10 protein-coding genes are annotated in these 13,625 nt (G+C 69.2%); 2 read left to right on the top strand and 8 right to left on the bottom strand.

Going from position 1 to position 13,625, the window contains the following annotated elements; genetic code table 11:
- Positions 1-59: 59 nt before the first annotated feature.
- Complete coding sequence (locus OO52_RS52650) at positions 60-989, top strand: RICIN domain-containing protein (RefSeq protein WP_234339534.1); 930 nt, start codon at positions 60-62, stop codon at positions 987-989.
- 108 nt (positions 990-1,097) lie between these two features.
- Here the strand turns inward: OO52_RS52650 and OO52_RS15480 are convergent, their stop codons facing one another.
- The 8 genes from OO52_RS15480 to eccD form a co-directional block, all read right to left on the bottom strand.
- Positions 1,098-1,442: a hypothetical protein gene (locus OO52_RS15480; RefSeq protein ID WP_030644391.1), complete on the bottom strand. Its 345-nt coding sequence runs from the start codon at positions 1,440-1,442 to the stop codon at positions 1,098-1,100.
- Positions 1,435-1,857 carry a YbaB/EbfC family nucleoid-associated protein gene (locus tag OO52_RS46015; protein WP_051818412.1) on the bottom strand — a complete coding sequence of 141 codons (423 nt, stop codon included), beginning with the start codon at positions 1,855-1,857 and terminating at the stop codon, positions 1,435-1,437. Before OO52_RS46015 ends, OO52_RS15480 begins: the two co-directional genes overlap by 8 nt.
- Positions 1,858-1,917: 60 nt before the next feature.
- Positions 1,918-4,770: an AAWKG family protein gene (locus OO52_RS15490; protein ID WP_030937472.1), complete on the bottom strand. Its 2,853-nt coding sequence runs from the start codon at positions 4,768-4,770 to the stop codon at positions 1,918-1,920.
- A 31-nt stretch (positions 4,771-4,801) separates the two neighbouring features.
- Entirely contained in the window at positions 4,802-5,269 is a 468-nt protein-coding gene (locus OO52_RS15495) for a type VII secretion system-associated protein (protein ID WP_030644402.1), read from the bottom strand.
- A 42-nt stretch (positions 5,270-5,311) separates the two neighbouring features.
- Positions 5,312-5,608 carry a WXG100 family type VII secretion target gene (locus OO52_RS15500; RefSeq protein WP_048910276.1) on the bottom strand — a complete coding sequence of 99 codons (297 nt, stop codon included), beginning with the start codon at positions 5,606-5,608 and terminating at the stop codon, positions 5,312-5,314.
- 65 nt (positions 5,609-5,673) lie between these two features.
- The gene (locus OO52_RS15505) at positions 5,674-6,075 is read right to left on the bottom strand and encodes a hypothetical protein (RefSeq protein WP_030644406.1); all 402 of its coding nucleotides are present in this window, start codon (positions 6,073-6,075) and stop codon (positions 5,674-5,676) included.
- Positions 6,076-6,199: 124 nt separating this feature from the next.
- Entirely contained in the window at positions 6,200-7,720 is a 1,521-nt protein-coding gene (eccB, locus tag OO52_RS15510) for a type VII secretion protein EccB (protein WP_030644408.1), read from the bottom strand.
- 18 nt (positions 7,721-7,738) lie between these two features.
- Positions 7,739-9,139 carry a type VII secretion integral membrane protein EccD gene (gene eccD / locus OO52_RS15515; protein WP_030644410.1) on the bottom strand — a complete coding sequence of 467 codons (1,401 nt, stop codon included), beginning with the start codon at positions 9,137-9,139 and terminating at the stop codon, positions 7,739-7,741.
- A gap of 300 nt (positions 9,140-9,439) precedes the next feature.
- On the opposite strand from eccD, the gene eccCa reads away from it, so the two are divergent.
- Positions 9,440-13,471, top strand: coding sequence for a type VII secretion protein EccCa (eccCa, locus tag OO52_RS15520; protein ID WP_078876819.1), 4,032 nt, complete (start codon positions 9,440-9,442; stop codon positions 13,469-13,471).
- Positions 13,472-13,625: the final 154 nt, after the last annotated feature.

Below are 13,625 nucleotides of genomic sequence, written 5' to 3' on the forward strand. Positions count from 1 at the left end.
GCCTGGAGGCCGAGGAGGCATCCCCGGGAACCGGCCGTGACCCCGACATACTGACTGGCGTGACCCCGGTCCAGGACGCGGCCGGGACCGATTCCGCCGGCGCCGGGGCAGCGGTGGGGCGTCGCGGCGCCCGTGCCTTTCTGCGCGGCAGCCACCGCACCGTGCTCACCGTGGCGGCGGTCACGGGTGTCGTCCTCGTGGCCGGCGTCCTCGTGGGCCTGCGGAGCGGCGGCGCCGCCCACGACACCGCCACGCCGGATGCCGCCGCCTCGGTGCTCGACCCGGACTCGGGCTCCGGTTCCCGAGCGGGGGTGCCCGGCGCTCTGCCACTTCCGTCCGGTCACACGACCGGCCCCACTCCCGACGGCACTCCGGCCGGGCACGTCGGCAAGGGCGACCCGGCAGGCGGCAAGGACACCGGATCCGGCTCGGGCAAGGCAGACTCGCACGGCGCCGCCTCGGGCTCGCACGGCGACGGCAAGGGCGACAGCACCTCGTCCTCGACGGCCGGCGACCAGCCCGCCGCCCATCGGAGTCAGACTCCGGGCAGCACGCACCACTCGACGGCTCCGGCCGCCCCCGCAGGTTCGAGCGCACCGAGCGTTTCGGGTGTGGAGGTGTACAGCCACGACTCCAACCGCTGCATCACCGTGGTCGGCGGTCAGGGCAAGGACGGATCGCCGCTGGAGATCCGGGACTGCACCGGCTCGGCGGCGCAGAAGTGGACCATCCGTTCCGACGGAACGATCCGCGCCTTCGGGCTGTGCATGGACTTGGCGGGCGCGTCGACCGCCAACGGCACGGTCATCCAGCTCGCCTACTGCAACGGAGGTCCCGCTCAGCAGTTCGACCTCAACTTCAGGCACGACCTGGTCAACGTTCCGGCGGACAAGTGCGTGGACGTGACCGACGCGCAGACGGCCAACGGCACCCGCCTGCAACTGTGGAACTGCAACGGTTTCGACAACCAGAAGTGGTCCAAGAGGTAGCGGGGCGGGACAGAACGGGAAGGACCTCACCTCGCGCCCTTGCCATCGGCGCGTGGTGAGGTCCTTCTCCGTGTTGTGACGCCCTTCCGGACCGGTTCGCAAGTCGCCTCAGATGTGCGGGCGGAAGTGCGACGTGTCCTTGATGGCCTCGGTGTTGTCGCTCTGGGTCTTCTCGAAGTTCCGGCCGGCGTTGTACGTCATGTCGCCGGCACTCTGCACGGCCTGGGCCAGCATACGTATGCCCTCACGGAGCGGGGTGTGGTACTGGACGTAGTTCTGGACGTACTGGCGGCCGTAGGAGTCATTGCCCCACGGGGGATCGGCCGGGTCGAACGCGGTGGCGTTCGCGAACTGTTCCGCCGCGTTGCTCGTGCTCTCCGCGACCTGGCTGGTGGCATCGCCGCCGACCTGGATGCGTCGCGGGTCGGCGGCGAAGACGGCTTCGTCAGCCACGCTTGTCACCCCCGGTGGCCGGCGGGGCGAGCACTTCTTCCAGCGTTCCGCCGTCGAGGAGCCTGTCCAGGTTGAGGCGGTCGAGGACGCCGCCGCCCGCGGCGCCCGGACCGGTGCCGCCCACGGATTCCATGATGGCCGTGGCCCGCGAGGTCACCTGGGCCCGGGAGGCCGCCATGGCCTCCAGCACACTGGCCGCGAGCGCCTGCCCGGTCATCTCCTTGAACTTGTTGTTGGGGAAGCGCAGCCCCGACGGCGTCCCGTCGGTGCCGATCGTGATCTCGACGGCGCCGTCCCGGGACCGTGCCGTGACGGAGATCGACTTGATCTGCTGCCTGGCTTCGATGAGGGCTTCGCGCTTCTTCATGAACTGGGCGAGTGCTTGCTGCTGCTGTTCTTCCAGCGATGAACTCATGAGTGCTCCTGTGCTGGTGCGGCCGCTTGCGGGAAACGGCTGACGATCCGGATGCCGGGGTCAGTGGCCGATCGACGCGGGGAGGCCGCCTTCCTCCGTGCCCCACACGTCCTTGCCGTTGCCCGACCAGGCGGACTGGGTCGCCTGCCGGGGGCCGCCGGGACCGTAGGCGGACTCGGTGGAGGGCCGGCGGGGGCCGAGGAGTTCGTCGGAGTCGGTCTCCTCCTCCTCCCATTCCTCGGGATCCTCGGCGGGGGCACCCTGCTGGGCGAACGCGGGCCCGCCGTGCGCGTACACGGCGCCGTCCATGTCGTTGCCGTCGTAGAGCTGGCGTTCCCGGTCGCCGCCGCCCTGCTGGTTCCCCTGCTGGCCGCCCATGCGGTTCATGCCGGCCATCATCATCATGGGCGAGAGCAGGCCCATGGCGTTCTGGCTGTCCGAAACTCCGCCGGCCGCCGCACCCACGCCCGTACCCGCACCCGCGGCGATGCTTCCCGCCTCTGCCGCGAGCGCCTTGTTGGCCTCCGTCGCCGCCGCGCTCTCCGGGCTCGGGATCGTCTGGTACCGCCCGTCCGAGGTGGTCACCAGTCCGCTGCCGTCCGTGTGTTTGAACTCGGTGACGCCGTTGGGGTGCCTGGTGATGGCGGTGCCGTCCGGCGTGTGAGTGGTGACCCCGCCGCCGCTGTAGGTGGGGATGTGGACGGACGGCATGTCCAGCTTGCTGCCGCCGGGGCGCGGACTCGTGCCGTATCCCGTGGCCTCGGTGGTGGTGATCCTCCCGTTCGGGTGCAGCGTGGTGGTACTCCCGTCCGGGTTGTGGGTGATGATGTCGCCCTTGCCGTCGACGGAGATGGTGCTGCCGTCGCCCGTGGTGATGGTCTTTCCGGGGTCGAGATGGCTGGTGGTGGTGTGCCCCTGTGCGTCCACGCTGGTCACGTCCCCGTTGGGGTGCACGGTGACCTTGGAGCCGTCCAGGTTGTCGGTGGTGAGGCTGCCGTCGGGGTTGATGTGGGAGACGGTGCCGTCGGGCGAGGTCAGCTGTGTCTCGCCGCCAGGTTTGACGATCTCCGACGCACCGTTGTCGAACGTGGTCGTCTTGGTGCCGTCGGGTGCCGTCTGGGTCAGACTGCCGTCCGCGTTGCGGGTGATGCTGGTGCCGTCCGGGTTGCTGAGCGACTCACCGACGCCGAGGTGGCTGGTGGTGGAGTGCCCCTGCGGGTCCACGGTGGTCACGTCGCCGTCGGGCGAGATCGTGCGGCTGGTTCCGTCGGGGAACACCGAGGTGATGCTGCCGTCGGCGTTGCGGGTGAGCGTGTTGCCGTTCGGGTACCTGGTCGTCACGCCGGTGGGGGTACGGGTGGTGGTGCTGCCGTCGATGTTGCTGATGGGCAGTCCGGAGCCGAAGTTCGTGAGGCCGCCGACGTTCGCCGGCATGGTGACGTCCGGTATGTCGCCGCCCAAGCCGCCGTTGCCGGTGAAGTCCGGTGCCTTGGTCGTGAACTGGTCGCCCAGCCCGTTGCCCAGCCCGTGCGAGGCGTCACCGTTGCCGGTGAGGTTCGCCAGGCTGTTGCCGAGGCCGTTGCCCATGTTGTTGAGGCCGTCGCCCAGGCCTTGGAAGCTGTTGTTGAGGCCGTCGCCCAGGCCCTTGAAGCCGTTGTTCAGACCGTCACCGAGGTTATGGATACCGTCGCCGAGCTTCTTCAGGTTGTCGTCCAGGCTGCTGTTGCTCGAGTCGTTGCTCTCCTGCTGGACATCCGAGGTCAGTGTGGAACTCGTGTCGCTGAAGGAGTACGCCGGATTCCACGACGGGTCAAGCACACGTGACCAGTCCTTCTGGAGGGTCTCGAGCACCTGCCGGGCAGGTGCGTCCAGATTGGTCTCGATGTTGGTGATCCAGCGGTTCTGGGCTTCCTGGACCATCGCGTGCCAGGTGGAGGTGGCGGTCAGTCCGCCGAACGCGGTGTCCTCCGAGAAGTCCGACGTGAACGCCGCGCCGATGATCTGGCTGGTTTGTGTGTTGACTCTCTCCAGGATCTGGCGAGAGTTGTGATCGATGATCCAACGCCCCACCTCCACGAACACCTGGTTGAGCACGTCCAGCGGATCCGCGGGAATATGCTGCTCCGTCTTCGAACCGTCCGGCAGCGAGGTGGTGATGGGCTTTCCCTGCTGCCAGTAGAAATCGGAGTAGATCTTGTGCAGGTCCGTGTATGCCTTGTACAGGGATTGTTCAGCCCCGATCAGGTCGTCCCCGTGCAGTGTCTTGCTGACGAATCCTGTGGAAGGGGACCGGTGCTGCGGACTAAATCCCGGCGGCTGGAGTTGCGAGATGTAGTTCTCGTACTTCTTGTGGATGTCGTCGATCAGGAGCCAGAACGCGCCTGCGGCGTTCCCCTTCCAGGCCGCACGCTCACTGCCGAGTTGATGCTTCCAGTCCGCGAGGACCGCGGCCTGCTGCCTGAAGAAATCCCCTGCCGCGTCGAACGACCAGGCCAGCTCGGCGAATGACTTGAGCTGCACACCGTCCACCGAGGGCGCACCGTCTGCCCCGGCGCCGAGATCGCCCTTCACCGAGGAGTAGTTCGTCAGCAGGTTGGTGAGAGAAGCGTCCGATCTGCCCCAGTACCCGTGAAACGAGGGATCGTCCAGGTAGGCGATATCGACCCGGCACTTGCGTGCCGCCTTGCCGCCGCCACTCGTGAAGAACTCGAAGTGCCAGCCTTTGTTGGGCTCCTTCGGCACGATCAGGGCGAAAAAGTCGTCCTCGCTGTCAAACTGCTTCCCCCCTGGCTTGAACGAGTAATTGATCCAGGGGATGCCACTGTCTCCGCTGACCTTTGTCACGTCATCGCGCTTGACAGGTGGCCAACCAGTCAGCAGGTGCAGGATGTCTTCCCAGCTCTGTACGGCCATCGTCCTACTGCTCCGGGAAAGTCATGGGCCGTCAGAGCCCCAGGGAATTCTGGCCGCCGCCGGTGCCCGATCCGGAACCGGAGCCCGTGCCGCCGCCAAGTGCCGTCTGATAGTCGCTGATCGCGTGCATGAACTTCTGCGACTTGACCTCTGTGAGGTTGTGTTCCTGGGCCTGCTTCATGTCCTTGATCACACTCTCCAGATTGGCCTGGAGCTTCGTGAAGGCGGCCTTGTGACGGCTGAACACGGTGTCGATCGCGGTGGCGGCCTTCTGGGCATTCGCGCAGATGTTCTTTCCACCGGTCTGGTCGTCACCGGCCATGGGGCCGATGGCCAGAATCTGAGGTTTCTTGCTGACGTCGTAGAGCGAGGTCGGGTGCGCGTCGGGCGACCGGATGTCGTCCAGTTTGCGGAGGAAGCCGCTGACGTCGGTGTCGATGAAGCTCTGCAGAGCCGCGAAATCGAGTTGATCCAGGTGGTGGTTATCGTTACCGGGCATGGGCGTCTTCCTCCCGCTTCGACGTGTCGTGGTGAAAGGGGGTTACATCTTGATGTCCATGAACCCCTCGGCGTTCGTCTGGACCACCTTCTTGTAGTTGTCCGAGACGTCGGTCAGGGTCGTGTAGAACCTCTGCAGGATGAGCGACAGGTTGTCCACCTCCTGGTTCCAGGTGGGCAGGACCTTCTGGTAGTAGACGTTCTTGTCCTCACCCTGCCACTCATTGATCACCTGCTGGATGTTGTTCTCCAGCTCGTGCATGGTCTGCGCGATCGCCTTGGTCTGCTCCTCCATGGCCTGAGCCGACTGGCCCACCTGGAGGTGATCGATGTCGATCATGATGTCTCCTCGGAAGTCTGGTTGTTCTGCGAGGCGGCGCCCCGTGAAGGGGCGGTGCGGCTGCGTCAGCCGGCAGGGTTGAGCGCTCCGTAGGTGTGGTCCGCGGTGGTGCCGGTGCTGGTGGCTGTGCTCATGACGCCCTGGCCGTAACCGGTCAGGCCGCCGCCACTGTTCACCACGGCCTGGAGGTTGGCCTCCTGCACGTGCTCGTCGCGCTGCATGCTCTCACCGAGCGTGTTCTCCATGGCGATGCAGGTGTTCTTGATGCGGTCGACTTCGGCCAGCCAGGTGTCGATCACCTGGCCCATCGTGTTGCCGTCCTCGCCCTGGTAGTGGGTGGCGAGCGCCTGGCGGTGCTGCCTGACGACGTCCTGGGTGTTCGTCAGGCCCTGGCGGGCCTGCTCCAGGAAGCCGATGGACTTGATGTACGCCTCTTTTGACGACTTCTGCTGGCCAGAGTCTGCCATGGTCTCTCTCCTGGTGTCGTGAAGGCTCCGGCAGCCGGAGCCGGGATGTGCCGGGCGACAGGTTTCGTGATGCCGTAACCCTCGCCATCACATGAGGACGAGATACGTGCCTGCGTGGTTCACACTAACTCGTGGGCGACGAGCCTGTCTTCGGTGCCTGCTTGTTGCCGGATCCGCACACAGGTGTGCCGGTGACAGCCGCCCGACCGCTTGCCGACGCCTCGGGCGACAGATCAGGGCCAGTGGGCAGCATGTTCAGCAGGGAGGCGGGCAGGCCCTCCGCCGCCGACAGGTCGTACCCCAGGTCCTTGGCCGCGTCGGCCGTCGGTACACGGTACTTGACGCCGTTGTCCGTCACGAGGTACGTGGTGGTGCCCGTGCCGTTTCCGGAGCTGCTCAGCGCGTGCACCAGGCTCCCGCTCCCCGGCGCCACCGCGATGCCGTCGACCGGCAGACAGGCGGGTGCCAGCGCCTTCAGCGGCGGCAGGGCCTCCTCGATGACCGTCTTCGCCGGCACCAGCGACAGGGTCACCTTGATGCTCTTGGTGCCCTGCGGGTCCAGGCCGACACACACCCCGGCGGAGCCGGGCACGCTCAGGAGCGTGGGCGGCGCCGACGGAAGCTGTGCCCCGGCCTGTCGTACGGCGGAGCCGGTTGCCGAACCGGTGGGAGCCAGAGCGCCGCTGAGCGCCTGCGGCGACAGGACCAGCTCCTTGGGCGCCCCGCCCTGATAGGCCTTCTGCTTCGTGTCGGGGTCGCTGAGGGCAAGCGCCGCCTGGGTCGGGGTGATCGGGGTGAGACCGTCCTCACCGAGCACGTAGTAGCGCTTCGCGGACCCGGGCGTCTCGACGGTGAACACCTGGCCGACACGGGTGGGCTGCCCGTCCAGCTTCGGGCCGCTGCCGCCGAGCCCTGTCACCGGCGGAGCCGCGAGGTCAGGGCCGGCGGGCACGGCGTCGAGGAACGCGGCGGACACGGTGGTCGGGCTGACGCCTCCGTAACCCAGCGCCGCCAGCGCCGTCTTGCCGCCGGCCACCTTGAACCGGTTGTCCTGCCACAGCAGATATGTGTCGCCGTCCGGCCCCGCGACCAGGACGGCCTGGTCCGTCCGTACGCCCGAGCCGTCCGGCTCGGCATCGACGGCGAGCACGGTCAGCGGCTTGTGCGCCCCGGAGTCGGTCGCGGTGGTGGCGGCGCAGACCTGCCAGGGGTGGGCGTTGAGGTTGTCCTGGGTGGGCAGCGAGTCGGGAGCGCCGGGTATGCCGACCTCGGTGCCGTGCCGGGCCGAGCCGAGGGAATTGGCGGACACCGACACGGTCGACATGTCGGCACCCAGCAGCAGCCGCGCGGAGGGGTAGTTCAGCACCGTGTGCAGCCGGCCGTCATAGACGTACCGGGTGCCGGTCTCCTTCTCGACGATGAGTGCCTTGCCGCTCTGCCAGGTCGTGTTGCCGCCCGGCTTGACCAGGCCGAACACCAGAAACCCGGCGGATACGACGCCGGCGATGGCCAGTCCGTAGGTCATTCCGCGGTTGGTCCGCCGGGTGGGCGGCTCCACCACGTCGGGGTCCGCTCGCAGGAGGCCCGAGGTCAGCCGGGACACCAGGAACTGGTGCGCCACGACCTGGTCGCGTCGGGACTGCATGATGACACCTCCTCAGATTCAGCCGAACATGCTGCGCAGGCGCTGGTAGATGTCGAGGACCCACAGGGCCAGGGGGAGCAGGGCGAGGGCGGTACCCGACTGGAGCAGATCGCCCGCCCGTCCCCAGTAGGGCAGCAGCCGTCGTCCGGGCACCGTCCAGGAGACGACCGCGGTGAGCGCCGCGCCCAGGAGCAGCGTGGCGGTGCCGAGCAATTGCCCTCTCTCGCCGTGCCGGACGGCGAGCTCGAAGACCAGCAGCACCGTGCCGATGCCCGCCGGCAGGGTCAGGGCGATCCGCTGCCAGGACGTCCCCAGGCTGCGGCCGTGCAGGGCGAGCAGAAGGGCGAGGACGAGCACGGTGACCGTCTCGGGCCAGCCGGGGCGGCGGGCCATGGCCGTGAGGGCGGCGAGGCAGACCACGCCCACCGCGCCGTACAGACCGGTCATCCAGTGGTCGACCGCGCGGCCGCCGTCGGCGACGTCGGCCTCGGTGCGGGGCTCGATGCCCTCCTGGAGCTGGCCGGGGTTGGTGGGCAGCGGGGGCAGGCGCAGACCGGAGAGCGAGAAGGACATCATCGGAATGAAGGCGCCCAGGAGCACGGCCGCGCAGGCGACCGCGGCGGCGGCCTGGTGGGCCGAGACGTCCAGCGTCACCATGAGTGCGCCGCCGAGCACCGCCGCCAGCGACAGCACCCCGCAGGACGCGAAGACCACGGGGTAGCCGGAGACCATCGCGGTGGCCAGGATCAGCCCGACGGTGCCCGCCGCACCCGCGGCGAGCAGCTGGGCGCCCCCGGTCCGGGCCGAGCCGCCCCCGGCCTGTCCGCCGCCCACCAGCAGCAGGCCGGACTCCGCCAGGAAGGCCGCGCCGAACAGGCCCAGCAGCACGCCGCCTTGCGGGTCGTCCAGCACCCGGGCGGCGGAACCCGCCCCGGACAGCGCGAGCAGGGCCGCGCCCGCCGCGAGGATCACCCGGTCGCCCGGGTCGCCGTCGGACACGACGAGCAGTGCCAGGCAGCCCAGCAGGGCCGAGGCCATGACCAGACGCAGCACCCACCGGCTGACCTGCGGGCTCCACGCGTGCGGCAAGCCCTGAACCACCGCCGACACGGCTTCGAGCAGGCTGTCGTAGCGCACCGGGGGAAGGGCCTCGGTGTGGGGGCGCAACACCAGTGTCTCGCCCTCGCGCAGGTCGAGGGACTCGGGTGTGCCCTCGGTGTCCAGAGGGTGCCCGCCGAGACGCTGCAGGACCCAACCGCCGTGTTCCAGGCCGTGTTCGGCCAGGTCCTCGCCCGCATGCTCCACGATCACGGGCATCAGGTCGGCGATCGGGACGTCAGCCGGGACGGCGAGGTCCAGCACCTTGTCAGGGGCGCGCACCGTGAGACGGCACAGGCCGTTCAGCGAGCCATCGCTCATGGGGGCAACAGCCTTCCGGAGGAAGTTGTACGGCCGTCCCACGTCGCGGTCCGAGGACCACGACGTGGCACGGCGAGACGGTCGAAAACGTTTGTCCGCACGGGCGCGGACACCGGTCTGCCGGGTGGAGCGTGGTGTTCGTGGCTTGCGCTGCCTTCGCCAGAAGCACCTGGCAGCAGATACTCTCATGTCCACAAGCGTCTCTTCACCGGAGCCCCGGGGTCACACGTATCTTCCTGTCGCCCTCGGGCGGGGCCCTGTCGAACCTCCCTGTGCACATTGAAGGAGAGCCAGTTGAGTGTGGTTTTCTTCCGCAGGCCGGCCCGCCGCCGGGGCCCGGAGCTGCCGGACGGTGAGCTGACGCTGCAGGAACCACCGACGCTCGCCGAGGCGCCGCCCTCCTCCGCGGCCAACATGCTCACCTATCTCCCGATGGCGGGCATGTCCGTCGGCATGGTGCTGCTCTACACACGCATCGGCAGTGGAACGGGACCGATCATCTACCTGGTGGTCGGGCTGATGCTGCTGTCGATGATCATGATGCTGGTCGGGCAGCTGGTGAAGTCCGGCTCCGAGCGCAAGCACAAGATGCAGGGCGTACGCCGGGACTACCTGCGCTACCTCGGCGGTGTCCGGCACAGGGTCCGGGCGGCCGTCGTCGAACAGCAGCGAGCGCTGGCCTGGAAGCATCCCGAGCCCACCGCCCTGTCATCGTTCGTGAAGACGACCCGGCTGTGGGAACGCCGCACCACCGACGACGACTTCGCGGAGGTACGCGTCGCGGTCGGTGAGCAGCGACTCGCGATGCAGCTGGTGAACAAGGCGGAGAAGCCGGTCGAGGACCTCGACCCGCTCACCGCGCACGCCCTGCGCTCCTTCATCAACGCCTACTCCACCGTGCCCGATCAGCCCATCGCCGTCTTCCTGCGGGCGTGGTCCCGGATCCTGTTCCGAGGCGAGCGGGAGAAGGTGCTGGGGACCGTCCGGGCGCTGCTCGCGCAACTCGCGACGCTGCACACTCCGCAGAGCCTGCTGATCACGTTCTGCGTGGCCCCGGAGAACCGCGCCGAGTGGGAGTGGGCCAAATGGCTCCCGCACGCGCTGCACGCCCAGGAGACCGACGGCGCGGGACCGGCCCGGCTGATCACCTCCACGGTCGCGGAACTTGAGGATCTGCTGGGCGAGGAGCTGACCGACCGCGCGCTCTTCGAGGCGGGCGCCTCGCCGCACAAGGACGAGCCGTACCTGGTCGTCGTCCTGGACGGCGGCCAGGTGCCCTCCGGGCACCGCTTCGAGCGCGCCGGTTACCGCAACTCCGTGGTCCTGGACGTGTCCGGCACCCTGGCCTGGAAGCCCGGTCGCACCGTGCTGCGGCTTCTGGTGGAGGAGACCGAGAACGCCGGCGATGCCGCCGCGACCGAGACGTACGACGAGGTGAAGGTCGTCCGCACCGACCGCAACCGCAAGGAGATCTCCATCCCGCTGGGCCGTGCCGACCGGCTCGGCCCGGCCGCCGCGAGGGCGCTCGCCGCCCAGCTCGCCCCGATGCGTACCGGAGCCACGGCGGAGGTCGCGCAACCGCTGTCCACCGACATCCAGCTCACCACCCTGCTCGGCATCACCGACCTGTACCGGTTCTCCCCGCAGGAGTACTGGGAGCGCCGCGCCGCCCAGAACAAGCGGCTGCGGGTGCCCATCGCGGTCGGCGCCGACGGCCGTCCGGTCGAACTCGACATCAAGGAGTCGGCGCAGGACGGCATGGGCCCGCACGGCATGCTCATCGGCGCCACCGGCTCCGGCAAGAGCGAGCTGCTGCGCACCCTGGTCCTGGGACTCGCCCTGGCCCACTCGTCCGAGACGCTGAACTTCGTCCTCGTCGACTTCAAGGGTGGTGCCACCTTCCTCGGCTTCGACGCGCTGCCGCACACCTCGGCCGTCATCACCAACCTGGCCGACGAGGCGGCGCTGGTCGACCGCATGCAGGATGCCCTGCGCGGCGAGATGCAGCGGCGCCAGGAACTGCTGCGCTCCGCCGGCAACTACACCTCCGCGCTGGACTACGAGAAGGCACGTGCCTCGGGCGTCCCGCTGGAGCCGCTGCCCAGCCTGCTCGTCGTCGTCGACGAGTTCAGCGAACTGCTGTCGGCGCACCGCGAGTTCATGGACCTCTTCGTCGCCATCGGCCGGCTCGGCCGGTCGCTCGGCGTGCACCTGCTGCTCGCCTCGCAGCGCCTCGACGAGGGACGCATGCACCAGCTGGAGAGCCACCTGTCGTACCGGATCGGTCTGCGGACGTTCTCCGCGATGGAGAGCCGGGGTGTGCTCGGGGTGCCGGACGCCTACGAACTGCCCTCCCAGCCGGGTGCCGGTTACCTCAAGAGCGGTGTCGAGCCGCTCACCCGCTTCCGCGCCGCCTATGTGTCGGGCGCCTACCGGCAGCGGGTCGGCGCGCTGGCTCAGGAGAAGATCGCCAATCAGGTGATGCCGTGGACCGGCGACTGGGTGAACGCGCGTCACGAACCGGCGCCGGAACCGGAGCCCGCCGCCGGGGCGGAGGGCGACGACGCGGACGACACCAGCCTGATGGCCGTGGCCATCGAACGGCTCCGTGACGCCGGACCGCCGGCCTACGAGGTCTGGCTGCCGCCGCTGGGCGCGCCGCCGACCCTGGACGCGCTGCTGCCGCCGCTGGTCCCCGATCCCGACCTGGGGCTCACCACCGCCGACTGGGAGGGCCGTGGCAAGCTGAGGGTCCCGCTCGGCATCGTGGACAAGCCGTTCGAGCAGATACGCGACCTGCTGATGGTGGACCTCGGCGGTGCCGGTGGCCATGTGTCCATCGGCGGCGGTCCGCAGAGCGGCAAATCCACCCTGCTGCGCGATCTGATCACTGCGCTGGCCCTCACCCACACGCCGCGCGAAGTGCAGTTCTACTGCCTGGACTTCGGCGGTGGCTCGCTCAGCTCCCTGTCCGGCCTGCCGCATGTCGGCGGCGTGGCGGGCCGACTGGACGGCGAACGGGTGGCGCGGACGATAGCCGAGATCTCGACGCTGCTCGCGCATCGGGAGCGGTTCTTCCAGGAGCACGGCATCGATTCGATGGCCACGCTGCGCCGGCGCCGCGCGGCGGGCGAGTTCCCCGAGGAGCGGCACGGCGACGTCTTCCTGGTGATCGACGGATGGCAGACGGTACGGCAGGAGTTCCAGGACGTCGTACCGCTGCTCGGCCAGTTCGCCACGAACGGCCTGAACTACGGCATCCACCTGGTGACCACCACCACCCGCTGGGTGGAACTGACCGCCGCCGTCCGCGACCAGTCGGCCACGAAGCTGGAACTGCGGATGGGTGACCCCCTCGACTCCATGATCGACGTCCGGCTCTCCAAGAACGTCCCGCGCCTTCCCGGGCGCGGCCTGACGGTCGGTTCGAAGCTCCACTTCCTCACCGCCCTGCCGCGCATCGACGGCGTCGACGACCCAGCCGATCTCAGCGACGGCGTCGCCGACCTGGTCGCGGCCGTGGCCGAGGGCTGGCCGGGTCCCGCGGCGCCGCCCGTGCGGATGCTGCCGACCATGCTCAGCGCCCGCGATCTCGCCCCCGCGCCCGCGGAACGCCGGCTCCAGTTCGCGCTGGGTGTCGAGGAGACGGAGCTCGCCCCGGCCTGGCACAACTTCGTCGAGACACCGCACCTGGTGGCCTTCGGCGACACCGAGTCGGGCAAGACGAACCTGCTGCGGCTGATCGCGAAGGGGGTCACCGACCGGTTCAGTCCGGCGGAAGCCCGCATTCTCGCGGTCGACTTCCGTCGCGAACTGGTGGAATGGGTGCCCGAGGAGTACCGGCTCGGGCACGCGGTGTCGGTGGACCAGCTGGACGAGTACGTGCAGGGCGCGGCCCGGGCCATGACGACCCGGGCGCCCGGCGCGGACATCACACCCGCCCGGATGCGTCTGGCCGACTGGTGGGTCGGGCCCCGGCTGTTCGTCCTCGTCGACGACTACGACCTGGTGGCCTCCCCGGGCCGCAGCCCGCTGGACCCGCTGCTGCCGCACCTGCCGCTGGGCTACGAGGTGGGCCTGCACGTGATCGTCACCCGCTCCGCGGCGAACTCCATGCGTGGACTGAACGACCCGCTCGTGCGGCGCCTGCTGGAGGTCAACTCGCCAGGTCTGCTGATGTCCTGCCCGCCCACCGAGGGTTATGTGTTCGGCAACGTCAAGCCGCGTCTGCTGCCGGCCGGCCGTGGCAGCTACATCACGCGCCGCAGCGTGACGCAGATCCAGACCGCCTTCCTCGACGACGTTCCGGCGGAGGTGTCCACGGGCCGGTGACCGGCCCCCACCCGTGTCGTCACCGCGGGCCGGGTCGTGCGGTCGTTGCACGCCCGGCCCGCGGCCGCGCTCCCTCACGTTCGTGTTCGCCCGGCCCCGGGGCGAAGCCGTCGAGCTCGGGCCGGGCGGCGCACGTCAGGGACCGGTGCCCGGC

Source organism: Streptomyces flaveolus, assembly GCF_000716535.1.
GTDB lineage: Bacteria > Actinomycetota > Actinomycetes > Streptomycetales > Streptomycetaceae > Streptomyces > Streptomyces flaveolus_A.

Excerpts from the sequence above, each read along its gene's own strand:
- OO52_RS46015 (WP_051818412.1), bottom strand. The coding sequence starts at position 1,857 with ATGAGTTCATCGCTGGAAGAACAGCAGCAGCAAGCACTCGCCCAGTTC.
- OO52_RS15490 (WP_030937472.1), bottom strand. The coding sequence starts at position 4,770 with ATGGCCGTACAGAGCTGGGAAGACATCCTGCACCTGCTGACTGGTTGG.
- OO52_RS15495 (WP_030644402.1), bottom strand. The coding sequence starts at position 5,269 with ATGCCCGGTAACGATAACCACCACCTGGATCAACTCGATTTCGCGGCT.
- OO52_RS15500 (WP_048910276.1), bottom strand. The coding sequence starts at position 5,608 with ATGATCGACATCGATCACCTCCAGGTGGGCCAGTCGGCTCAGGCCATG.
- OO52_RS15505 (WP_030644406.1), bottom strand. The coding sequence starts at position 6,075 with ATGGCAGACTCTGGCCAGCAGAAGTCGTCAAAAGAGGCGTACATCAAG.
- eccB (WP_030644408.1), bottom strand. The coding sequence starts at position 7,720 with ATGCAGTCCCGACGCGACCAGGTCGTGGCGCACCAGTTCCTGGTGTCC.
- eccD (WP_030644410.1), bottom strand. The coding sequence starts at position 9,139 with ATGAGCGATGGCTCGCTGAACGGCCTGTGCCGTCTCACGGTGCGCGCC.